Genomic DNA, 21,441 nt, shown 5'->3' on the forward strand with positions numbered 1-21,441 from the left:
CCGGTCGAGGGTCAGGAGCGCAGCGTCTCCGCGACGAAGGTCGCGTAGGCATCCGCACCGAAATGGTCGTCGGCTGTGATCGTGACGACGGCATCCTCACCGAATATCAGCAGCTGTCCGTACGCCCCGTGCAGGCGCCACACCTGGCCCGGGCCGTCCCAGCCCGCGAGCGCATAGCGCTCGTAACCGGCATTCTCACCGGCGACCACCCAGTCGGAGTGCATCGCGTCGATGATCTCGGTCGGCACGAGTCGTCGGCCCTGCCATTCGCCACGGTCGCGGATCAGCCGACCGAGGCGCGCCATCTCCTCCGTGCGCAGTGCGATGCCGCCTCCCGCGACGATGCGTCCCTGCGGGCACCGCTCCCACTCGAGGTCGTCGAAGCCCAGAGGCGCGAGCAGCCGGGGGCGCAGATACTCGACGACGTCACCGGTCCGCGTGGCCAGGATCATCATCGCCGCGTACGTGCTGGCGTTGGAGTACTGGAAGACGTGACCGCGAGACGGGCGAGAGAGGAACTCTCGTGCGAGATCGGGCCAGTCCGTCATCATGGTCTCCGACCAGGCGAGATCGACTCCGCTCGACATCGAGAGCAGTCGTCGCAGCGTGAGGTGCTCGACGCCGTCTCCGAAGGTGAGGTCCGGCACGTACTCTGCGATCGGGGCATCGAGCGAGATGAGACCGTCGGCGGCAGCGATTCCGGCCGCGAGGACGCACACGCCCTTCGCAACCGAGTGGATCTCCTCGCGGACGTCGGCAGTCCACCGGTGCTCGGCGACATCGTCGCCCACGAGCACGTGGAGCCCGTGAGCCCCGAACCCCGACGCTTCCGCATGGTCCACGAGGCGGTCGCGGATCATCTCGGCTCTCGTCACTCCTTCAGGCTAGCCGCTGCGCCCTGACGGGGCCGACGAGAGCCGGTCGGGTCGCTGCGGTGGCCCTCGCGTCGAGCCAGCTCGGGGTCTCGGAAGAGCCAGGACGGGCGGGGCTCCACCAGCGGGCGGAAGAGCCAGCGCACGGGCTTGGTGGCGAGCGCGAGAGCCAGCACCACCGACAGCAGCGTCACGAGCGGCAGCCACAGCCACGTCGGGTCGAGGTCGCGCAGCACCCCGGTCTCGCGGAAGGGGTACAGCACGAACGAGTGGAGCAGGAACACGTACATCGTGTACTGGCCGAACTTCGTCCACCAGTAGGTTCCGCGGGGGATCAGGGCGAAGAAGGCGGCGCTCAGGATCACTGCCATCAGCATGAGTGCGACGCGCACACCGCCGGCCCACCACTGCTCTCCGCCGAGGTCCGCGTACGCGTCCTCGTAGAACAGCCAGTGGCGCAGATCGAGCTCCTTCCAGACATCGATCCACCGCCAGGCCGAGAACCCTGCCGCGGCGAGGAGTACGACGCTGACGACGCGGATCCACCACGGGCGGATCTCGAGGAGGCGGAAGCGAGTGACGACGTCGCGTTCGCGCAGCCACCAGCCGAGTGCGAAGAAGGGCAGAAGGCCCAGGGTCCGCGAGAGCGAGAACGTGCTGTCGACGTTGGGCAGATAGCCCACGCCGATCGAGATGATGACGGTCCACAGCAGCGGCCACCGCAGCAGCGCGAGGTAGGGGAGGACGAGGCGGAAGATGCCGAGCGCCAGGAGGAACCAGAGGGTCCAGGACGGTTTGGTGAAGTTCGGGTCGGCCTGACCCTCGACCAGCCATTTCGTGAGGGTCCACAGGAACTCGAAGATCACGTAGGGCAGCAGGATGTCGGTGATCACCCTGGCCATCTGCACACGCGTCGGGGAACCGGACTTCGAGAAGTAGCCCGAGATGATCGCGAACGCCGGCATGTGGAAGGCGTAGAGGGCGAGATAGGCCGCGAGCGCGATGTCGGAGTCGTAGGTGAGGCGCTGGATCGCGTGGCCGAGCACCACGAGGACGATGCACGCATATCGCGCGTTGTCCCAGAACGGCACGCGCTTGCGGGGCTTCTGGACGGATCCGGTGGCGGGGTTCGTCAGGGCGGATCCGTCGCTGTGCATGCTCTGAGGCTACTCGGGGAATAAAGTTGCTCGCATCGCGTTGACTCAGATACATTCAAATGAATAGAACCGGATGCAGGGCACCCGATTCGGAGAAGACGGAGCAATCATGAGTGAGCAGGCAGGCGTCCCGGTGCAGTTCGGCATCATGTCGGTCAGCGACATCACCCGCGACCCGACCACCGGCGAGACGCCGAGTGAGCAGGAGCGGATCAAGGCGACCCTCGCGATCGCCAAGCACAGCGAGGAGGTCGGCCTCGACGTCTTCGCGATCGGCGAGCACCACAACCCTCCGTTCTGGTCCTCGAGCCCCACGACGTTCCTCGCCGCCCTCGCGGCTCAGACCGAGCGTCTGATCGTCTCGACGTCGACCACCCTGATCACGACCAACGACCCGGTGCGCATCGCCGAGGAATACGCGATGCTGCAGCACGTCTCGGACGGGCGCATGGACCTCATGCTCGGCCGCGGCAACACGGGTCCGGTGTACCCCTGGTTCGGTCAGGACATCCGTCAGGGGCTCCCGCTGGCGATCGAGAACTACGCCCTGCTGCACAAGCTGTGGCGTGAGGACGTCGTGAACTGGGAGGGCAAGTTCCGCACCCCGCTGCAGGGCTTCACCTCGACGCCTCGTCCCCTCGACGGAGTCGCGCCGTTCGTGTGGCACGGATCGATCCGCACCCCGGAGATCGCCGAGCAGGCCGCGTACTACGGCGACGGCTTCTTCGCGAACAACATCTTCTGGCCCAAGGAGCACTACCAGCGCCTGATCGAGCTGTACCGCCAGCGCTACGCGCACTACGGACACGGCACACCCGAACAGGCGATCGTCGGCCTCGGCGGCCAGGTGTTCATGGCGGCGAAGTCGCAGGATGCCGTGAATCAGTTCCGCCCCTACTTCGACAATGCCCCTGTATACGGTCACGGACCGAGCATGGAGGACTTCACCGAGATGACCCCGCTGACGGTGGGCTCGCCTCAGCAGGTCATCGACCGCTATGCCGCCATGCGCGAGCACTACGGCGACTACCAGCGTCAGCTGTTCCTGATCGACCACGCGGGCCTTCCGCTGAAGACCGTCCTCGAGCAGCTGGACATCCTCGGTTCCGAGGTCGTGCCCGTGCTGCGCAAGGAGCTGGCGAAGGATCGTCCGGCCGGCGTGCCGGATGCTCCGACCCATGCCGCACGGGTGAGGGCCGAGTTCGGCGACGGACCGACGCGTCAGGCTCGTCCGGGTGCGAACCGCGGTGACAACCTGACGGGGGATTCGCCCTATCAGGACTCTCCCGCTCCGGCGGGAGCCGCGTTCGGACTCAGCCGGAAGGGGGCCTGAGATGACCACTCGTCGTATCGCCGTCGTGTCTGCCGGGCTCTCGAACCCGTCGTCCACGCGCATGCTCGCGGATCGCCTCGCGGCCGAGACCGTGAAGGCCCTCGCGGGGCACGACATCGAGGCGAGCGTCGACGTGATCGAGCTGCGCGACTACGCCCACGACATCACGAACAACCTGCTCACCGGATTCGCACCGCCCGCGCTCGAGACCGCGATCAACACAGTGGTGTCGGCGGACGCGCTCATCGCCGTCACGCCGATCTTCTCGACGAGCTACAACGGGCTCTTCAAGTCGTTCATCGACGTGCTCGATCCCGACGCGCTCACGGGCAAGCCGGTGCTGATCGGAGCGAACGCCGGCACGGCTCGGCACTCGCTCGCCATCGACTACGCCATCCGTCCGCTCTTCGCCTACCTGCATGCCGACGCCGTCTCGACCGGTGTGTTCGCGGCGTCGAGCGACTGGGGCGGGGGCGGCGACGACGTCGCGCCTCTGGCCAAGCGCGTCGAGAAGGGCGCTCGCGAGCTGGCTGAGGCGATCGCGAAGCGCGAGGTGGCTGCGGCCGCCGACCCGTACGACCCGGCGACGTATCTCGGAGAGGGCCGTTCGTTCGGCCACATGCTCGGCGGTCTCGCCGGCGAGTGATCGATCCCCGGCACGACCGGGAATGAGCGCAGGGCCATGAGGCCGTAGACGATGTCCGAAGGGAGTCGTACGGTGACCTCATGGCCCTTCGCTCTGTCCTCGAATCCGCGCGGCATGCCCTGCGCGGCGCTCTCGTCCTCCCCGGCGACGAATCCTTCGACGCGGCGCGTCGTCCGTGGAACCTGGCGATCGAACAGCATCCGGCGGGCGTGGCCGCACCGGCCGATCTGCGCGATCTGCGCGCTCTTCTCGACGCCGCGGGCGACGCGGGCGTGACGCTCGCGGTCCAGCCCACCGGGCACGGCGCCGGCGGAGACCTCGCCGACGCCGTCATCGTCCGAATGGCGGCCTTCGACGAGCTGTCGATCGACCTCGGTTCGGGGGTGGTCCGCATCGGCAGCGGAGTCCGCTGGGGCGCCGTCGTCGAGGCGCTCGAAGGAACGGGCTGGGTGGCTCCTGCCGGCACGAGCCCGGTCGTCGCCGTCGCGGGGTACACCCTGGGCGGCGGCCATTCCTGGTTCAGTCGCACAGCAGGACTCGGGTCGGACAACCTCAGGGCCGCGTGGGTGCTGCGGAGCGACGGGACCCATGATCGGGTCGACGACGAGAGCGACCCGGAGATGATGTGGGCGCTTCGCGGAGCGGGCGGCGTCGTCGGAATCGTGACGGCCCTCGAGATCGACCTGGTTCCCGCGCCGTCGCTGTGGGGAACCGAACTCACTTTCGACGCCGCAGACGCCGGGTCGGTGCTGCGGGCCGTCCGCGATCTGTCCGCTGAGGCCCCGGCATCGCTCAACGTGTTCGTGAGTTCGATGCGTATGCCCGACGCTCCGCAGCTTCCCGAGGAGATCCGCGGACGCAGCTTCCTCAGCGTGCGGGCGCTGTCCACGGTCGGATCCGCCGATGAGCTGTTCGAGCGGGTGCGGCGAGCAGGCACGGTCCGTCGTGAGATGTCGGGGGCCACATCGCCGAAGACCGTCGCGGCGTCGAGCGGCGAACCCACCGAACCGACGCCGGGCAAAGGCGTGTCTGCTGCGCTCTCGTCGCTCGACGACGCGACGATCGACGATCTCTTGCGGTTCCGCGAGCTGCCGGATCAGTGGCCGATCATGGGCATCGACATCCGGATGCTCGGTGGCGCGCTGAACGATCCTCGACGCGCCGGATTCGCGACGCTTCAGGGCGTCGGCTGGCTGCTCCACGCCCTGGTGCCCGTCTTCCCCGGGGTGCCGAGCGAACCGGGGGAGGCGAGCATGGCGGGCTTCCGTGAGGTGCTGGCGCACGCGATCGCCCCGTGCACGATCCCGACGTTCCTGGGTCCGGGTGAGACCCTCGAGCGCTGCGGTGACCCGACGGCGATCGATCGTCTTCGCGCCATCAGGGCCGCCGCCGACCCCGACTCGCTGATCCACGAGGGGCGGCTCCCGCGCTGACACCGGGCTGAGACCGGGCCGCATCCAGCGGAAAGGATCCGCGTCGTTCTAACGATCGGGACGGGCGGGGGTGCCGCGCCGGCATCATTCGTCTCCGTCGACGCGTCTCGTCCAGCGGTACTCCGTCTCCGGGCGTCCACGTGCGCCGTAGCGGGCGCTGCGTGTGATGATGCCCGAATCGGTGAGATGCTCCAGGTACCTCCGTACGGACACGCGTGACATCCCGAGTCGCGCGGCGGCCTCGCTCGCCGAGACCGCGGCGCTGGAGGAGCGCAGCTCTGTCGTCACCTTCTGCAGCGTCGCGGTCGACAGCCCTTTGGGAATCGGGATCGTCCCCGTCGTGCGCCCGAGAAGCGCATCGATCTCCGCCTGGGTCGCCTCTCCGGCCGTCGACCGTGCCTGCTCCCGATGGATGCGATACGCGGTGAGACGCTCGTGGAACACCGCGAAGGGGAACGGCTTGACGAGGTACTGGTAGACGCCGAGAGCTGCCATCTGCCGGACGGTGTCCGCATCGCGCACGCCGGTGATCGCGATCACATCGACGGCAGCGTGTCGGGCACGCAGCCCTCGGAGCACATCGATGCCGGAGCCGTCGGGCATCGTGATGTCGAGAAGGACCAGGTCGAACGGCTCGTCGTGCGGCTGATCGAGCACGGCGGTCAATGCGGCCCTGGCGCCGGTGCACTCGCCGCCCACGATGAAGCCGTCGATCCTCTCGAGGTACGAGCGGTGGAGCTCGAGTGTCAGAGCGTCGTCATCGACGATCAGCGTGCGGATCATGGGCTCCTGCGTCCTCTCGCTGGCGGGAGGGTGACGGTGAACGTGGTCGGATGAGCGGAGAGCTCCACAGTGCCGCCCACTCCGGCCACCACCGCGCGGACGAGAGCGAGCCCGACTCCGCGCCCGTGGTTGTTTGCAGGCTTGGTCGAGAAGCCCTGGGTGAAGACGCGCTCGCGCAGGTCGGAGGGTATGCCGTCACCGCCGTCGGAGACCTCGAGGACGATTCCGCCGTTCTTCGAGGGGCGCAGCGAGACCCCCACCCAGCGCTCGGCGCCGGCGGCGGCGGCATCCATGGCGTTGTCGATCAGGTTGCCGAGCACGGCGACGCTGCCGACGGGGGAGAGCGGGGAGGCGGGAGTGTCCGGGTCGATGCTCACCCGCCAGTCGATCCCGCGCTCCCTGGCCTGCGACGCCTTGCCGAGAAGCAGGGCACCGACGGCGGGGTCGCCGGCCTGTCGTGCGGTGACCTGATCGACGAGCGACTGACTCTGGCGCGAGGTCTCGGTCAGGATGTCGATCGCCTCCTCGCTACGGCCGAGCTCGAGAAGCGCGACCGCCGTGTGCATGCGATTGCCGTGCTCGTGCGTCTGAGCGCGCAGCGCGTCGCCCAGAGTGCGCAGGGATTCGTATGACGACACGGCGTCCCTCACCTGACCCGGCGGCAGGTCTCCTGCGATACCGCGCGTGAACCGGCGAGCGATCCACGCGCCGAGCGCACCGAGAGCGATGAGGCCGACGGTGATGCCGAGTGACAGGGGGAGACGACGGATCAGGGTGTCGGAGATGGTCTCGGTCGTCACGCCGGCCGAGACCCAGCCCACCGGTTCGCCATCGGAGGCGAGTACCGGAACGATGGTTCGCACCGAGGGCCCGAGAGTGCCGGTGAACACCTCGGTGAAGGTTCGAGGCGTGTCGGGGATGGTGCCGAGGTATCTCGCCCCGATCTGCTCGATGTCAGGGTGGGTCACGCGGGTGCCGTCAGGCGTCATGATCGTCACGAAGTCGAGATCCGCGTCCGAGATCACATCGAGCGCATAGGGCTCGAGGGTCTGCGTGGCCGTTGCGGCATCGCCGGCCTCGAGGGTGTCGATCACGAGCGGCGACACGGCGAGAGTCACTGCTGTCGCCGCCGTGACGCGCTCGGCCTCGGCATGCGTGGCGCGTTGCGCATCGATCACGAGGAAGACGGCGACCAGAGCTCCCACGACGAGCGCGGCGACCAGGAGCACGGCGAACACCCGTGAGGCGATGCTGCGGGCAGGTCTCATCGCGTCCTTCCGATCGACGGTGATCGCGGAGTCCGGCATATCGGTAATGACCAATACGACCACAAATGGCTTTGCCGAGTGATGTCCGCGACGGTGAGCTTACCGAAGGCGAGGGCGCCCGAGGGCATGAGACGAAGACGTTCATGATCAAGGAGGAAAACATGGCCATCACGACAGGGTTCTCGCTTCCCGGATTCCATTGGCGGCGCGGCAAGCAGGCATGGGACAGGCATACGTGGCTGTACGTGTCGGTGATCATCGCCGTCGTGCTGGGAGCCGCGGTCGGCCTCATCTGGCCCGAGGTCGGACAAAGCCTCGAACCGATCGGCAAGGGCTTCGTCTCTCTCATCAAGATGATGATCGCGCCGATCATCTTCTGCACGATCGTGGTGGGCGTCGGCTCGATCGCCAAAGCAGCGACCGTCGGCAAGATCGGCGGACTCGCGCTGCTCTACTTCATGGTCATGTCGACGTTCGCGCTGGCGATCGGGCTGGTGGTCGGCAACATCATCCACCCCGGTGCGGGCCTCGATATGGCGAATTCCAGCTATGACGCGACAGCGACCGAGGCGAAGACCACCACGGAGTTCATCCTGGGCATCATCCCGACGACGTTCTTCTCCGCCTTCACGGGCGAGAGCGTGCTGCAGGTGCTGTTCATCGCGCTGCTCGTCGGCTTCGCACTCCAGGGACTCGGCGAAAAGGGCGCCCCGATCATGGATGCGGTCAAGAACCTCCAGAAGCTGGTCTTCCGCATCCTGGGCATGATCTTGTGGCTTGCACCGCTCGGCGCGTTCGGAGCCATCGCCGCGGTCGTCGGCAAGACGGGCATCGCCGCGATCTGGAGCCTCGGCGTGCTGATGGTCGCGTTCTACATCACCTGCATCCTGTTCATCGTGGTCGTGCTCGGAACCCTGCTCTTCGCCGTCACCCGGGTCAACATCTTCAGCCTGGTGAAGTACCTCGCCCGCGAGTACCTGCTGATCGTCGGCACCTCGTCATCTGAGTCCGCCCTTCCCCGGTTGATCGCGAAGATGGAGCACATCGGGGTATCCAAGCCCGTCGTCGGCATCACGGTCCCCACCGGGTACTCGTTCAACCTCGACGGCACGGCGATCTACCTCACGATGGCGTCGCTCTTCATCGCGACCGGCATGGGGCAGCCGATGACGATCGGTGAGCAGATCGGCTTGCTCGTCTTCATGATCATCGCCAGCAAGGGTGCCGCCGGTGTCACCGGAGCCGGACTCGCCACTCTCGCCGGCGGGCTGCAGGCTTACCGTCCCGACCTGGTCGACGGCGTCGGCGTGATCGTGGGCATCGACCGGTTCATGTCGGAGGGACGGGCCCTGACGAACTTCACCGGCAACGCGGTGGCGACGCTGCTCATCGGCACCTGGACGCGCCAGATCGATCGCGAACGCGTGCAGCAGGTGCTGAGCGGCGCGCTGCCGTTCGAGGAGTCCTCGCTCGACGGCGTGGACGATCACGGCATGGCGGACGAGCGCACGGCCGTGGACATCCAGGGCCTCAAGGAATCCGCGCTCGACGAGATGGCGGCGAAGGAGGAGCGGGCACGGGCGCGCGCGGCGCGAAGCTGAGCTGCCTGCTGAGAAGAGGGATGCGGGAGTCGACGGCAGTCGGCTCCCGCATCCGTGTGGTCAACCGCTCTTGCGTCGGAACTCGCGCCGCGTCTGCGGGGCGGGCGCGCCATGGACGGCGGAGTCGCCATCCAGGTGGGCCTCGCCCTGCCGGTGGTGCGCGTTCTTCTTCTCGAGCGCTTCCTTGAACTTGCGCTTCATCTCCTCGCTGGAGGAGGCGCCTTCTTCGGTGCTCATGCTCGCCAGCCTAGGGCACGCATCTGAGGCATGGGTGGATCAGTTCCGTGCTCGGCGCGACACGACATCGATCGCGGCGCCGAGCCCGACGGCGACGATGACGGACACGAGGACAGCGACCAGAGGGCCTCCCGGAAGCAGCATGGCGACGATGGCGCCCACGGATGCCTGGTAGGCGGACCACCCGAACGCCGCGATCGTCACGAGCGGCAGATACCGAGCCGGCGGGATCCGCGAGGCCCCTGCCATGAGGTTGATCGCCAGTCGAGCGAAAGGGACGAAGCGCGCGGTGAAGAGCACGGTGGCGGTCCCGCCTTCCAGACGCAGCCGCGCCCAGGTGAGCGCTCGGCGCACTCGGGGCGTGCGCATCCAGCGCCACCTGTCGACGCCCACGCTGCGACCCACGAGATAGCAGGTGACGTCTCCGGCGACCGCGGCGATGCCCGCCCACAGGATCACACACCACAGCGGAGGATCGCCGGTCGTCGATGCGACGGCGCCGAGCGCGGTCACCGCGATCTCTCCCGGAACCACCACGAAGAACGAGTCGCCCAGCACGAGCAGGCTCATGACCACCAGAGCCCAGGGGCCGTCGAGCAGTTCAGTGGACACATTCCCACCGTGGTCGTCGGAGGTGAACGGGAACCAACGCCGGGATAGCCGGTGAAGAGCCGTCCAGCATCCGGTGAACTTCTGGTGCTCCGACCCGATTCGCGCCTCGGGTGGGAGTCGAGCGCTGCATCCTGAGGACGTGAGAGTCGCGATCGTGACAGAGTCCTTCCTTCCGCACATGAACGGTGTCACCGGATCCGTCCTGCAGATCCTCAGTCACCTCGAACGTGCTGGCCATGATGCGCATGTGATCGCGCCCGATGGGAACGGCGTCCCCGGGGAGGTGCACGGAGCCGCTGTGGAAGCGGTCGCCAGCCTCGCGCTGCCGGGGTACCGCAGTGTGCGCGTGGGAACCCCGCCTGCACGTCAGGTCGCGGCATCGCTGCGACGCTTCCGCCCCGATGTCATCCACCTGGCTTCGCCCTTCGCCCTCGGCTGGCGAGGCGCGCTCGCCGCAGAGCACATCGGCGTCGCCGCCGTCGCCGCGTACCAGACCGATGTCGCGGCATACACGCAGAGGTATCGCATCCCTGTGGCGACCGGTGTCGCCGAATCGCACATCGCGCGGCTCCATCGGCGCGCGACCATCACGCTCGCGCCGTCGCCCGACTCGGCGCAGCAGCTCGCGCAGCTCGGTGTGGATCGCATCCGTCTGTGGGGGAGAGGCGTGGATGCCGAGCGGTTCCAGCCGGCCCGCCGGAGCGCGACACTGCGCGCGGAGTGGGCGAGCGAGGTCGTGATCGGCTACGTGGGCAGGCTCGCACCCGAGAAGCAGGTGGAAGACCTGGCAGTGCTGCAGACGATCCCCGGTGCGCGCCTCGTGATCGTGGGGGACGGACCGAGCAGGCCTCGACTCGAGTCCCTGATGCCCGGTGCGTGCTTCCTCGGGCACCTCGAAGGCGACGCGCTCGCAGCAGCCATGGCATCCTTCGACGTGTTCGTGCACCCGGGAGAGAGCGAGACCTTCGGACAGACCCTCCAGGAGGCCCACGCCAGCGGGGTGCCCGTCGTCGCCACCGGTCGCGGCGGCCCCCTCGGCCTCGTCCGGATGGGAATCGACGGATGGCTCTACCGTCCCGGCGATCTCGGCGACCTGCGGATGCGCGTGGTGGACCTCACCGGCGACGGCCGCAAACGCCGGGCGTTCGGCGCAGCAGGACGCGAGGCCGTGCAGGGTCGCAGCTGGGCGAACGTCTGTTCTCAGCTGATGGGGCATTACGAGGAGGCCCGAGAGCTCAGGATGATCGATGAGGGAGCGCGCGCTCGCCGCCTGACGCGGCCGGAGCCCATCGCCCCGGTGCAAGCGCGCACCTGGCGGCGTTACGTGGCGCTGGGGGACTCGCTCACGGAAGGCCTCTGCGATCCGGCACCGGATGGTGCGCTCCGTGGATGGGCCGACCGGCTCGCCCTGCTGCTCGCCGCACGCGGAGGTCTCCGGTATGCGAACCTTGCCGTCCGGTCGAAGCGTGTGCGTGATGTGTGCGGCACCCAGCTCGATCGAGCGCTCGAACTGCAGCCGGACCTCGTGTCCATCCTGATCGGCGCCAACGATCTGGTTAAGTCGACGGTCGACGTGCCCGCGCTCGCCGCGGAGCTCGAGGGCGCGGTCACCCGGCTCCGCGACATCGGGGCCGACGTGCTGCTCGTCACTCCGTTCCTGCCCCGTCGGAGAGCGGCCGGGATCTACACCAGGAGGTTCGCGGCATTCGCCACGGCACTCTCCGGCATCGCCGCGCGGACGGGCGCGATCCTGATCGACACCGACCTGTACCCGTCGCTTCCGGATCGCCCGAACTGGGGGGAGGACCTCGTGCACCTCAGCAGTCGTGGTCACAGATTCCTCGCGTATCGCGCGGGCGAGGTCCTCTCGGTACCGCACGCCGACGCGCTGGGGGTGCTCGATGCCGCGCTGCATGAGAACGAGCAGATCGGCGCGGGACTGTGGTGGCGCCGCCATGCGCTGCCCTGGGTGTGGCGACGACTGCACGGTCGGGCGGCCGGCGATGGCCGGGTCGCGAAGCACGACGACTACGTCTACCTCGGACGATCGAGCGCTCCGCAGGACGTCAAGGTCCACTGAACGAACCCGCCGCGGACGGAAACGGAGGACATTCAAGACCGCGCTGATAGGCTGGAGGAGGTCGACGTGTGTCGGCCGCACAACTTCATATCGACTCATGGAGCGATCGGCGGAGAGCTGGTCCCCTGTGGTGGGTTCCTCGGCGCGACGTCGGGTGGCTTTCTACTGGTGGCCAGCGCAGGTGAGATTCGCGGGGATGCCCGCGCGCCCGTATCCGGCTGAATCCGCTCCTTCATGAATGCGCTCGCGCGTCACACGGACTCGCGAGTCTAAACAAAGAAGGAGAGACCTCTTGGAAGGTCCTGAAATCACCGCCACCGAGGCCGTTCTCGACAACGGCCGCTTCGGCACCCGCACCATCCGCTTCGAGACCGGCCGCCTCGCGCAGCAGGCTCAGGGCGCAGTCGCCGCGTACCTCGACGGCGAGACCATGCTCCTCTCGGCCACCAGCGCAGGCAAGCACCCGCGCGAGGGCTTCGACTTCTTCCCGCTGACGGTCGACGTCGAAGAGCGTTCGTACGCAGCAGGCAAGATCCCCGGCTCGTTCTTCCGTCGTGAGGGACGTCCCTCGACCGAGGCGATCCTCGTCTGCCGTCTGATCGACCGTCCGCTGCGTCCGTCGTTCGTCGACGGCCTGCGCAACGAGGTCCAGATCGTCATCACCGTCCTGTCGATCGCCCCGGGCGAGTTCTACGACGCCCTCGCGATCAACGCGGCTTCCGCGTCGACGCAGATCTCGGGTCTCCCGTTCTCGGGTCCCGTCGCCGGTGTGCGCCTCGCGTTCATCCCCGGCCACGGCGAGCACGCGGACCAGTGGGTCGCGTTCCCGACGGCTGAGCAGGTCAGCGAGGCCGTGTTCGACCTGATCGTCGCCGGTCGCGTCGTCACCAAGTCCGACGGCACCGAAGACGTCGCGATCATGATGGTCGAGGCTGAGGCCACCGAGGGCAGCTGGAACCTCATCAAGGCCGGCGCCACCAAGCCCGACGAGGCTGTCGTCGCGCAGGGCCTCGAGGCATCGAAGCCCTTCATCGCTCAGCTCGTCAAGGCTCAGGCCGAGCTCGCCGCCAGCGCGTCGAAGGAGCCGGGTGTGTACCCGGTCTTCCCGCCGTACTCCAGCGAGGTCTACGACTTCGTGGCCGAGCGCTCCTACGACGACCTGGTGAACGTCTACCAGATCGCCGACAAGCAGGAGCGTCAGGGCAAGGACGACGAAGTCAAGGACCGCGTCAGGGCGCAGCTCATCGAAGCGGTCGAAGCAGGCAACCTGCCCGCTGGAGCCCCGATCGAGTTCTCCGCAGCGTACAAGTCCGTCACGAAGAAGATCGTCCGCGGCCGCATCCTCACCGAGAGCGTGCGCATGGACGGCCGCGGCCTGGCCGACATCCGTCCGCTCGACGCCGAGGTCCAGGTCATCCCGCGCGTTCACGGCTCCGCGATCTTCCAGCGCGGCGAGACCCAGATCATGGGAATCACCACGCTGAACATGCTCAAGATGGAGCAGCAGATCGACTCGCTGTCGCCGACCACGAGCAAGCGCTACATGCACCACTACAACTTCCCGCCCTACTCGACCGGTGAGACCGGCCGGGTCGGTTCGCCGAAGCGTCGCGAGATCGGGCACGGCTTCCTCGCCGAGCGCGCGCTCGTGCCGGTGCTGCCCAGCCGCGAGGAGTTCCCCTACGCGATCCGTCAGGTCTCCGAGGCGCTGAGCTCCAACGGCTCGACGTCGATGGGTTCCGTCTGCGCGTCGACCCTGTCGCTGCTGAACGCGGGTGTGCCTCTGCGCGCAGCCGTCGCCGGCATCGCGATGGGACTCGTCTCCGATGAGGTCGACGGAGAGACGCGCTACGCGGCCCTCACCGACATCCTCGGCGCAGAGGACGCACTGGGCGACATGGACTTCAAGGTCGCCGGTACCAGCGAGTTCGTCACGGCCATCCAGCTCGACACGAAGCTCGACGGCATCCCGTCGTCGGTGCTCGCCGGCGCGCTGACCCAGGCTCGCGACGCCCGTCTGACCATCCTCAACGTGCTGAACGCCGCGATCGACGCTCCCGACGAGATGGCGCCGACCGCGCCGCGCGTCATCAGCGTGCAGATCCCGGTCGACAAGATCGGTGAGCTGATCGGCCCGAAGGGCAAGACGATCAACGCGATCCAGGACGAGACCGGCGCGCAGATCTCCATCGAGGAGGACGGCACCGTCTACATCGGCGCGACCGACGGCCCCTCGGCCGAGGCTGCCCGTGCTCAGGTCAACGCGATCGCGAACCCGACCAACCCGGAGGTGGGAGAGCAGTTCCTCGGAACCGTCGTGAAGATCGCGACGTTCGGTGCGTTCGTCTCGCTGCTGCCCGGCAAGGACGGCCTGCTGCACGTCACCGAGGTGCGCAAGCTCGCCGGTGGCAAGCGCGTCGAGAACGTCGACGACGTCCTGTCCGTCGGGCAGAAGATCCTCGTGAAGATCACGAAGATCGACGACCGCGGCAAGCTGTCGCTCGAGCCCGTGCTCGACGACGCCCCCGCAGCGGACGCAGCTCCTGCTGACGAGGCTGCTGCCGAGTAATCGCCAGCGCTTCGACACGAGGCCCGGGCTGTCCTCACGGACGGTCCGGGCTTCGTCGTATCCGATGTGATCAAACCGTTATGGGAAGTTCTTGCGCCGTTCCCCGTATTGGTCGGGGAGTTCGCAGATCTCGCCTACTCTCGAAGTACGCACCGGGGGGTGCATTTCAGGCAGTGACGCAGGTCGGTACGCACCGATTGACGCGGGGGTGAGGATATGCGGTTGTTCAGTGTAGGCGCAGGAGCGCCGGCCGATCGCGCGCAGCAGGGCGCCGCAGAGCACCCGTCCGCTCCCATCCCGATCGTCGGACCCGGAATAGGGGAGACCATCCGCGTCCCTCTCGGAGAGACCGGACTCGAGACCTTTCCGCTCATGCTCGGTGCGGCGGAGTTCGGCTGGAACGTCGACCTCGAGACGAGCCATGGGATCCTCGATCGCTACGTGGAATTCGGTGGCAACGCCATCCACACCGCCGACGGATTCTCCGGCGGTCGCAGCGAGCACATCATCGGCCAATGGCTGCAGTCCAGAGGGCGACGCGACCGCGCCCTGCTGAGTGTGCGGATCGGTGCTCACGCAGACAATCCGGGTCTCGGTTCGGTGAACCTCGTCCGCGCTGTCGAGGGGTCGCTCACGCGGCTCGGCGTCGAGCGCATCGACGTGCTGTACCTCGACGCGACGCTCGACCGCACGACGAATCTCGAGGACACCCTCGCGACGGTCGAGTGGATGGTCGACGCGGGCAAGATCGGCGCACTCGGCGCATTCGGCTTCGCACCCGAGCGGCTCGTGGAGGCGCGCATCCTCGCCTCGGCCGGGTACCCACGCATCGAGGTCATCGATTCGCCGTACAACCTCGTCCGCCGTCAGCCGTTCGAAGGGGACCTGCGTCTGGTGGCGGGTGCGCAGAGCCTCGCGGTCACGCCGTCGCACGCTCTCGAGCACGGTTTCCTCTCCGGTCGCCACCGCAGCAAGGCGCTGACCTCGCGGGGCGTACGCGGGGAGCAGCTGCGGGGGCATCTCAACAGGCGTGGCACGAAGATCCTGCGGGCTCTCGACCAGGTCGCGACCGAACTCGAGGTTCCCGTGGCCGCCGTGTCCATCGCGTGGCTGCTCGCGCAGCGGACCATCGCGGCGCCCATCGTCAACACCTTCGCGACCGAGCACGTCGACGAGCTGATGCAGGGCGCCGGCGTCACGCTGTCGCGCGCACAGGTCACCGAGCTCACTCGCGCCGGCAACTGAGCGTCGTAACGCCTCTGTCACAGACCTGGCATAGGGTGGAGTGAATCCCGGCGGACGCTGTCGATGAAGCGAGCGAGTTTGTGACGCATTACATATATCTGGTCAGACATGGTGAACATCAGGACGCCGAGCACGGTCTCGCCGACGGACCCCTGTCGCCGCGTGGCCAGCGTCAGGCCGAACTCATCGCAGATCGGCTCTCGGGACTCCCGCTCGACGCCGTCTGGCACTCTCCGCTCCTGCGCGCCAACGAGACGGCCCGTGCGATCGCCGAGCGGCTCCCGTCGGTCGATCCAGAGCCGACCGCACTGCTGTTCGACTGCGTGCCCACGGGGATGACCGACGAGACCCCGGCCGCCTACGAACCGTTCTTCGGCTCGGTGACCGAGGCGGAGCTCGATGCCGGGCGTGCTCAGATGTTCGACGCGGTCAACGAGTTCCTGGTGCGCAAACCGGGTGACGTGCACGAGGTTCTCATCACGCACAACTTCGTGATCTCGTGGTTCGTGCGTGAGGTCCTCGGTGCCCCCGAGTGGCGATGGATGACCTTGAACCAGGCGCACTGCGGCCTCACGGTGATCGCCCAGAAACAGGGCCGGCCCTGGACGCTCCTCACTCACAACGACACCGGGCACCTCCCAGTCGAGCTGCGCACCGGCATCCCCGATGCGATGCCCGTCTGATTCCCCGTTGATTCCCTGAGTTCCGGCCCGCCGCGCCGGGCGGATCGACGTCGCGAAATAGACTGAACGCATGACCACCCAGGTAGCACTCGTCGGCGGAACCGGGAAGCTCGGATCGATCATCGGTGCGGTGATCGACGAGCTCGACGGCTTCGAGGTGACGCGCGTGCTGACGTCTCGTAGCGACCTCGCCGAGCTCGACGGTGCGGACCTGGTGATCGACGCGACCACGCCTCAGGTCAGTGTCGACGTCGTGCGCGCGGCGGTCGAGCGCGAGATCAACATTCTCGTCGCCACGTCGGGATGGTCCACCGAGCGGATCGCACTCGTGCGTCCTCTGGTGGAGAACGCCGGAACCGGGGCTGTCTTCATCCCGAACTTCTCGCTGGGATCGGTGCTCGGTTCGGCTCTGGCCGCAGCAGCCGCGCCGTTCTTCGGATCGGCGGAGATCGTCGAGGCACACCATGAGGCGAAGGTGGATTCGCCGAGCGGCACTGCGGTGCGCACGGCCGAGCTCATCGCCGCCGCACGCGCCGAACAGGGTCCCGTCAGCGCACCGCACGCCGACCAGCGAGCGCGCGGACAGCAGGTCGGCAGCGTGCCGATCCACTCGCTCCGGCGTCCCGGCGTCATCGCCAAACAGGAGGTCGTCCTGTCCGGCCCCGGTGAGTCCCTCACGTTCACGCATGACACGGTCGACCCCGCACTCGCCTACGCCCCGGGCATCCGTCTCGCGGTGCCGTTCGCGGCCCAGGCGATCGGCGTCTTCGTCGGGCTCGAGAGCATGATCGACATCGGCATCCGCTCGTGATGTCGCGGATCGGCGTCGGCCTGATGGCCGCCGCACTGCTGGTCTACCTCGCCGTCGCCATCTGGTTGGCCGTGATGTTCTTCGCTGTCGGCACACCGGTGTCCATCGGCATGGGCATCGCGCTGATCGTTCTCGCCCCGATCGGGGCATGGGCGCTCGTCCGAGAGATGCAGTTCGGGTTCGCTGCCGACCGGCTCGGGCGTGAGCTCGATGCCGAGGGCGGTATGCCCGCGGCGGAGTCCGAGCTGACGCCGAGTGGCCGAATCGCTCGTGCCGACGCCGACCCGCTCATCGCGAGATACGCGGGGGAGGCGGATGCGGAGCCGACGGACTGGCGCGCGCGCTACCGACTCGGCGTCGTCCAGGATGCCGCTGGCCGCCGCAAGGACGCTCGCGCCAGCATCCGCGAGGCGATTCGCATCGCTCGCGGATGACCGACGTCAGGCGAGCGTGGCCTCGAGCGTGATCTCGATGCCGGCGAGCGCCTGCGATACGGGGCAGCCGACCTTCGCCTCGGCAGCGATCGACTGGAACTCCTCAGGGCTGAGCCCGGGAACGACCGCGTTCACGTTGAGGTGGCTTCCGCTGATTCCGACACCGGGCTTGAAGGTGACGGACGCGCTCGTGTTGACGCGCTCCGGCGGAGTGCCGTTCTCGGACAGCGCGTGAGACAGCGCCATGCTGAAACACGACGCGTGGGCTGCGGCGATCAGCTCTTCAGGCGTGGTGGTGGTGTCGCTGCCCTCGCTGCGGGCCTTCCAGTTGATCGGGAAGGTCCCGAGCTTCGACGAGGAGAACGCGACTGTGCCCGAGCCCTCGGTGAGGGATCCGGTCCAGGTGGTGGTGGCTTCGCTGGTGACGGGCATGATTCCTCCGTTGTATCGCGCGCTGCTCGATGCGGGTCGCGTGTGCGGCCAGCCTATCGAGCGTGGGCGTGCGGCGGAACAGCGCTCAGGCGGTCGACGCCGCGCGACCGAGGATGCCTGCTCGCTGCAGCAGCAGATAGATCTGGCATCCGAGGCAGAAGGAGAACGCCGCATTGAGGAAGGCGGCGATGAAAGCGGCGGCGGTCGCGATGGGCAGCGCCCACGGGACCCCGGCGAGGTGCAGCACGAGACCGATCGTGACGACGACGAGACCGACACCCTGGGCGAACCGCGGTGGACGCGGATCCTCGAGCTCGGTCGGAGCGGCCAGTCTCGGACGGATGACCCTGCGGAACACGACGCCCCATGGTGCAGTCGCGGGTGACAGGACGCCCCACAGGAACAGCAGGGCGATCACGATCGTGAGGAGGAACCCCGGGTCCAGCGCGCGCTGTGCAAGGGTCGCCGACGTCACGGCCCACGTGGCCGAGCCGATGTCGGCCGAGTCGAGCGGCTGATAGGCGAACCAGCCGAAGGTCCGTGCGGTCGAGATGCCGACCAGCGCCAGATATGTCGCGACGAGCAGCAGCACTGTCGTGACCGTCGCTGCGAATCGCGGGCCGCGGGGATCGATGCCGGCCGGTGTCGTCATGTGCTTTCCGTCCTCGTCATACGGTTGCCAGCGCGTCGTTCAGCGCGTGTCGATGGGGCACTCCATGGAAGCGTGCGCGGACGGCTCCTGATCCGTCGACGATGAAGGTCGTCGGTGTCTGCATGACCTTGTATCGAGCCGACAGATCCGGTCGATGCGTCAGGTCGACCTCCACGTGGTCCAGGCCCTCCGATTCTGCGACGTAGCTGCTGAGCATGCGTCGTACCTGGGGGCAGCGGGTGCACATCTCGGTGCTGAACTGCACGACTGTCGCTCTCGCGCCCAGGCGCGACACGCCCGCGTCGTTCGGATCGAAGCGCAGATGGCCGCCTCCGCGACGCCGTCCGTCGAGAAGTCTCAGCACGACACCGATCGTGCCGGCGAGCACGAGCAGCGCTGCGGCGAGGAGAAGGGCGACGGCGGGTGACATGCGTCGAGAATACGGGTGATCCGGCACCGCCCGGGCCGATATGTCGCATCGTGACGATCCGACTCGACAGCCCCCAGGGCGGGTAGTCTGGCACACATGAGCGCAGCCGTCCCGACGCCGTACGAAGACCTTCTCCGAGACGTGCTGGAGTCCGGCACTCACAAGTCCGATCGAACAGGAACCGGCACCACCAGCGTCTTCGGGCGGCAGATCCGCTTCGATCTCTCCGAGGGCTTCCCGCTCATCACCACGAAGCGGGTGCACTTCAAGTCGATCGCCTACGAGCTCCTCTGGTTCCTCAGGGGCGACTCGAATGTGAAGTGGCTGCAGGAGCATGGCGTCACCATCTGGGACGAATGGGCGGATGCCGACGGCGATCTGGGTCCTGTCTATGGAGTGCAGTGGCGCAGCTGGCCGACGCCGGAGGGTGAGAGCATCGATCAGCTCGCTCAGGTGATCGAGCAGATCCGGCAGACGCCCGACTCCCGGCGACTCATCGTGTCTGCCTGGAACCCGGCCGACATCCCCGACATGGCGCTTGCTCCTTGTCACGCCCTGTTCCAGTTCTACGTGGCGGACGGCAAGCTCTCCTGCCAGCTCTATCAGCGCAGCGCCGACCTGTTCCTCGGCGTCCCGTTCAACATCGCGTCCTACGCCCTGCTGACGCTGATGATCGCCCAGCAGGTGGGACTCGAGCCTGGCGACTTCGTCTGGACCGGGGGTGACTGCCACATCTACGACAATCACCTCGACCAGGTGAACGAACAGCTCACGCGCGAACCGTATCCATACCCGACGCTGAGGTTCGCCCGGAAGCCCGAGTCGATCTTCGACTACGGCTACGAGGACTTCGTCGTCGAGGATTACCAGCACCACGCTCCGATCAGGGCGGCGGTCGCGGTATGACCTGGGTCGGGCTGATCTGGGCAGAGGCGCACGGCGGCGTCATCGGAGCAGAGGGCGGCATGCCCTGGAACGTCCCCGAGGATCTCGCTCACTTCAAGGAAGTCACCCTCGGCGCTCCCGTGATCATGGGTCGCAAGACGTGGGACTCGCTCCCTGAGCGCTTCCGCCCGCTTCCAGGGCGAGAGAACATCGTCATCACCCGCCAGCAGGACTGGTCCGCGGACGGCGCCCGTCGTGCCGCGACCGTCACGGACGCGGTGCGGGGCCACGAGAAGGTATGGATCATCGGCGGCGCCGAGATCTTCCGCCTGGTGATCGCCGACGCCGACCGCCTCGAAGTCACCGAGCTCGACATCGAGGTCTCCGGCGACGCGTATGCGCCGTCCAAAGCCGGGTGGCGGCTCGTGAACGAGGGGGAGTGGCAGACGTCGCGCTCCGGCATCCGGTTCCGCTTCCTGGGATACGAGCGCTGATGCCCACCGCACTGATCACCGGAGCGAGCGCCGGCCTCGGCGCAGAGTTCGCGCGCCAGTTGGCCCGGCGCCGAGCCGATCTGATCCTCGTCGCACGTTCCGCCGGCGATCTCGAGGTCGTGGCGGCCGAGTTGCGCAGCGAGCACGGTGTCGCGGTCGAGGTGCTTCCCGCCGACCTGTCGATCGACGAGGATGTCGAGCGCGTGGCCGACCGTCTCCGTGATGCCTCCGATCCGGTCGACCTTCTCATCAACAATGCAGGCTTCGGCCTCCCGCTGCAGTTCGCCGACAACGACATCGACGACGAGGTGCGCCATCTGCGCGTTCACGTCGAGGCGTCGATGCGGCTCATGCACGCGGCGCTTCAGACGATGCGCGGCCGTGGGGGCCGGATCATCAACGTCGCGTCCGTCGCAGGGTTCATCTCGCGCTCCACGTATTCCGCGTGCAAGAGCTGGTTGATCGGATTCAGCCGCTGGGCGAATGTCGAGTACGCACCCGACGGAGTGACGGTCACCGCCGTCTGCCCGGGTTTCACGCACACGACCTTCCACGAGCGGATGGGACTCGAACCGGGGCACGAGGGCGTTCCCGGCTTCATGTGGCTCGACGCGCGGAATGTGGTCCGCGAGGCGCTCCGTGACGCGGCGCGCGGAAGGGCCGTCTCGATCCCGTCGCTGCGTTACAAGGCGATCGTCGCTGTCGCGTCCCTGCTTCCGAGCGCGCTGACCTCCGGCGTCGCACGTCGCGGCCGCGTCTGATCTGAACCGCGACCGCGTCCCGC

The 21,441-nt window shown here is 67.7% G+C and carries 22 protein-coding genes; 13 read left to right on the plus strand and 9 right to left on the minus strand.

Annotated features, from left to right (window positions below; all coding sequences use genetic code 11):
• Positions 1 to 11: 11 nt before the first annotated feature.
• Positions 12 to 875: a serine hydrolase domain-containing protein gene (locus BEP68_RS06200; RefSeq protein WP_187249518.1), complete on the minus strand. Its 864-nt coding sequence runs from the start codon at positions 873 to 875 to the stop codon at positions 12 to 14.
• On the minus strand, positions 872 to 2,029 hold the full coding sequence (locus BEP68_RS06205; RefSeq protein ID WP_072591142.1) for an acyltransferase family protein: 1,158 nt from the start codon (positions 2,027 to 2,029) through the stop codon (positions 872 to 874). Before BEP68_RS06205 ends, BEP68_RS06200 begins: the two co-directional genes overlap by 4 nt.
• A 109-nt stretch (positions 2,030 to 2,138) precedes the next feature.
• Between BEP68_RS06205 and BEP68_RS06210 the strand changes: the two genes are divergently transcribed.
• From BEP68_RS06210 to BEP68_RS06220, 3 genes are all read left to right on the plus strand, one after another.
• Positions 2,139 to 3,362 (plus strand): LLM class flavin-dependent oxidoreductase, encoded by a 1,224-nt coding sequence (locus BEP68_RS06210; protein ID WP_056279032.1) that lies wholly within the window; start codon positions 2,139 to 2,141, stop codon positions 3,360 to 3,362.
• Between the two features lies 1 nt (position 3,363).
• The gene (locus BEP68_RS06215; protein WP_053095813.1) at positions 3,364 to 4,008 is read left to right on the plus strand and encodes an FMN reductase; all 645 of its coding nucleotides are present in this window, start codon (positions 3,364 to 3,366) and stop codon (positions 4,006 to 4,008) included.
• Positions 4,009 to 4,088: 80 nt separating this feature from the next.
• Positions 4,089 to 5,441, plus strand: coding sequence for an FAD-binding oxidoreductase (locus tag BEP68_RS06220; RefSeq protein ID WP_187249519.1), 1,353 nt, complete (start codon positions 4,089 to 4,091; stop codon positions 5,439 to 5,441).
• Positions 5,442 to 5,525: 84 nt separating this feature from the next.
• Here BEP68_RS06220 and BEP68_RS06225 read toward each other — a convergent pair whose 3' ends face one another.
• Entirely contained in the window at positions 5,526 to 6,224 is a 699-nt protein-coding gene (locus BEP68_RS06225) for a response regulator (RefSeq protein WP_187249520.1), read from the minus strand.
• On the minus strand, positions 6,221 to 7,492 hold the full coding sequence (locus BEP68_RS06230) for an ATP-binding protein (RefSeq protein WP_187249521.1): 1,272 nt from the start codon (positions 7,490 to 7,492) through the stop codon (positions 6,221 to 6,223). The genes BEP68_RS06225 and BEP68_RS06230 overlap by 4 nt, the downstream gene beginning before the upstream one ends.
• Before the next feature lie 161 nt (positions 7,493 to 7,653).
• Between BEP68_RS06230 and BEP68_RS06235 the strand changes: the two genes are divergently transcribed.
• Positions 7,654 to 9,093, plus strand: a complete 1,440-nt coding sequence (locus BEP68_RS06235) for a cation:dicarboxylate symporter family transporter (protein WP_072591145.1) — start codon at positions 7,654 to 7,656, stop codon at positions 9,091 to 9,093.
• A 60-nt stretch (positions 9,094 to 9,153) separates the two neighbouring features.
• Here BEP68_RS06235 and BEP68_RS06240 read toward each other — a convergent pair whose 3' ends face one another.
• Positions 9,154 to 9,330: a DUF5302 domain-containing protein gene (locus BEP68_RS06240; protein ID WP_091232420.1), complete on the minus strand. Its 177-nt coding sequence runs from the start codon at positions 9,328 to 9,330 to the stop codon at positions 9,154 to 9,156.
• Positions 9,331 to 9,369: 39 nt separating this feature from the next.
• The gene (locus BEP68_RS06245) at positions 9,370 to 9,942 is read right to left on the minus strand and encodes a DedA family protein (RefSeq protein WP_315985279.1); all 573 of its coding nucleotides are present in this window, start codon (positions 9,940 to 9,942) and stop codon (positions 9,370 to 9,372) included.
• 154 nt (positions 9,943 to 10,096) lie between these two features.
• Between BEP68_RS06245 and BEP68_RS06250 the strand changes: the two genes are divergently transcribed.
• The 6 genes from BEP68_RS06250 (at position 10,097) to BEP68_RS06275 (ending at position 17,764) form a co-directional block, all read left to right on the plus strand.
• Positions 10,097 to 12,022 carry a GDSL-type esterase/lipase family protein gene (locus BEP68_RS06250; protein ID WP_315985280.1) on the plus strand — a complete coding sequence of 642 codons (1,926 nt, stop codon included), beginning with the start codon at positions 10,097 to 10,099 and terminating at the stop codon, positions 12,020 to 12,022.
• Between the two features lie 292 nt (positions 12,023 to 12,314).
• Positions 12,315 to 14,591, plus strand: a complete 2,277-nt coding sequence (locus BEP68_RS06255) for a polyribonucleotide nucleotidyltransferase (protein WP_053095817.1) — start codon at positions 12,315 to 12,317, stop codon at positions 14,589 to 14,591.
• A 216-nt stretch (positions 14,592 to 14,807) separates the two neighbouring features.
• Complete coding sequence (locus BEP68_RS06260; RefSeq protein ID WP_053095818.1) at positions 14,808 to 15,836, plus strand: aldo/keto reductase; 1,029 nt, start codon at positions 14,808 to 14,810, stop codon at positions 15,834 to 15,836.
• A gap of 80 nt (positions 15,837 to 15,916) precedes the next feature.
• Positions 15,917 to 16,519 carry a histidine phosphatase family protein gene (locus BEP68_RS06265; protein WP_053095819.1) on the plus strand — a complete coding sequence of 201 codons (603 nt, stop codon included), beginning with the start codon at positions 15,917 to 15,919 and terminating at the stop codon, positions 16,517 to 16,519.
• 70 nt (positions 16,520 to 16,589) lie between these two features.
• A complete protein-coding gene (gene dapB / locus BEP68_RS06270) occupies positions 16,590 to 17,330 on the plus strand; it encodes a 4-hydroxy-tetrahydrodipicolinate reductase (protein WP_187249523.1) in 741 nt (246 codons plus the stop codon).
• Positions 17,330 to 17,764 carry a hypothetical protein gene (locus BEP68_RS06275; protein ID WP_083569321.1) on the plus strand — a complete coding sequence of 145 codons (435 nt, stop codon included), beginning with the start codon at positions 17,330 to 17,332 and terminating at the stop codon, positions 17,762 to 17,764. Before dapB ends, BEP68_RS06275 begins: the two co-directional genes overlap by 1 nt.
• Before the next feature lie 6 nt (positions 17,765 to 17,770).
• Here BEP68_RS06275 and BEP68_RS06280 read toward each other — a convergent pair whose 3' ends face one another.
• From BEP68_RS06280 to BEP68_RS06290, 3 genes are all read right to left on the minus strand, one after another.
• Positions 17,771 to 18,196, minus strand: coding sequence for an OsmC family peroxiredoxin (locus BEP68_RS06280; RefSeq protein WP_056278497.1), 426 nt, complete (start codon positions 18,194 to 18,196; stop codon positions 17,771 to 17,773).
• Between the two features lie 85 nt (positions 18,197 to 18,281).
• Entirely contained in the window at positions 18,282 to 18,848 is a 567-nt protein-coding gene (locus BEP68_RS06285) for a DUF4395 domain-containing protein (protein WP_053095823.1), read from the minus strand.
• A 16-nt stretch (positions 18,849 to 18,864) separates the two neighbouring features.
• Entirely contained in the window at positions 18,865 to 19,278 is a 414-nt protein-coding gene (locus BEP68_RS06290) for a thioredoxin family protein (RefSeq protein WP_053095824.1), read from the minus strand.
• 96 nt (positions 19,279 to 19,374) lie between these two features.
• Between BEP68_RS06290 and BEP68_RS06295 the strand changes: the two genes are divergently transcribed.
• The 3 genes from BEP68_RS06295 to BEP68_RS06305 are packed head-to-tail and all read left to right on the plus strand — an operon-like array spanning position 19,375 to position 21,418.
• On the plus strand, positions 19,375 to 20,184 hold the full coding sequence (locus tag BEP68_RS06295) for a thymidylate synthase (RefSeq protein ID WP_187249524.1): 810 nt from the start codon (positions 19,375 to 19,377) through the stop codon (positions 20,182 to 20,184).
• Positions 20,181 to 20,657: a dihydrofolate reductase gene (locus tag BEP68_RS06300; protein WP_053095826.1), complete on the plus strand. Its 477-nt coding sequence runs from the start codon at positions 20,181 to 20,183 to the stop codon at positions 20,655 to 20,657. Before BEP68_RS06295 ends, BEP68_RS06300 begins: the two co-directional genes overlap by 4 nt.
• Complete coding sequence (locus BEP68_RS06305; protein ID WP_056278502.1) at positions 20,657 to 21,418, plus strand: SDR family NAD(P)-dependent oxidoreductase; 762 nt, start codon at positions 20,657 to 20,659, stop codon at positions 21,416 to 21,418. Before BEP68_RS06300 ends, BEP68_RS06305 begins: the two co-directional genes overlap by 1 nt.
• The last annotated feature ends 23 nt before the right edge of the window (positions 21,419 to 21,441 follow it).

Origin of the sequence: Microbacterium sp. 4-7 (assembly GCF_014332665.1) — a bacterium.
Taxonomy (GTDB): Bacteria; Actinomycetota; Actinomycetes; order Actinomycetales; family Microbacteriaceae; genus Microbacterium.

Coding starts and splice junctions, on each gene's coding strand:
- BEP68_RS06205 (WP_072591142.1), bottom strand. CDS start 2,029: ATGCACAGCGACGGATCCGCCCTGACGAACCCCGCCACCGGATCCGTC.
- BEP68_RS06210 (WP_056279032.1), top strand. CDS start 2,139: ATGAGTGAGCAGGCAGGCGTCCCGGTGCAGTTCGGCATCATGTCGGTC.
- BEP68_RS06215 (WP_053095813.1), top strand. CDS start 3,364: ATGACCACTCGTCGTATCGCCGTCGTGTCTGCCGGGCTCTCGAACCCG.
- BEP68_RS06220 (WP_187249519.1), top strand. CDS start 4,089: ATGGCCCTTCGCTCTGTCCTCGAATCCGCGCGGCATGCCCTGCGCGGC.
- BEP68_RS06225 (WP_187249520.1), bottom strand. CDS start 6,224: ATGATCCGCACGCTGATCGTCGATGACGACGCTCTGACACTCGAGCTC.
- BEP68_RS06230 (WP_187249521.1), bottom strand. CDS start 7,492: ATGAGACCTGCCCGCAGCATCGCCTCACGGGTGTTCGCCGTGCTCCTG.
- BEP68_RS06235 (WP_072591145.1), top strand. CDS start 7,654: ATGGCCATCACGACAGGGTTCTCGCTTCCCGGATTCCATTGGCGGCGC.
- BEP68_RS06240 (WP_091232420.1), bottom strand. CDS start 9,330: ATGAGCACCGAAGAAGGCGCCTCCTCCAGCGAGGAGATGAAGCGCAAG.
- BEP68_RS06260 (WP_053095818.1), top strand. CDS start 14,808: ATGCGGTTGTTCAGTGTAGGCGCAGGAGCGCCGGCCGATCGCGCGCAG.
- dapB (WP_187249523.1), top strand. CDS start 16,590: ATGACCACCCAGGTAGCACTCGTCGGCGGAACCGGGAAGCTCGGATCG.
- BEP68_RS06275 (WP_083569321.1), top strand. CDS start 17,330: ATGTCGCGGATCGGCGTCGGCCTGATGGCCGCCGCACTGCTGGTCTAC.
- BEP68_RS06280 (WP_056278497.1), bottom strand. CDS start 18,196: ATGCCCGTCACCAGCGAAGCCACCACCACCTGGACCGGATCCCTCACC.
- BEP68_RS06285 (WP_053095823.1), bottom strand. CDS start 18,848: ATGACGACACCGGCCGGCATCGATCCCCGCGGCCCGCGATTCGCAGCG.
- BEP68_RS06290 (WP_053095824.1), bottom strand. CDS start 19,278: ATGTCACCCGCCGTCGCCCTTCTCCTCGCCGCAGCGCTGCTCGTGCTC.
- BEP68_RS06295 (WP_187249524.1), top strand. CDS start 19,375: ATGAGCGCAGCCGTCCCGACGCCGTACGAAGACCTTCTCCGAGACGTG.
- BEP68_RS06300 (WP_053095826.1), top strand. CDS start 20,181: ATGACCTGGGTCGGGCTGATCTGGGCAGAGGCGCACGGCGGCGTCATC.
- BEP68_RS06305 (WP_056278502.1), top strand. CDS start 20,657: ATGCCCACCGCACTGATCACCGGAGCGAGCGCCGGCCTCGGCGCAGAG.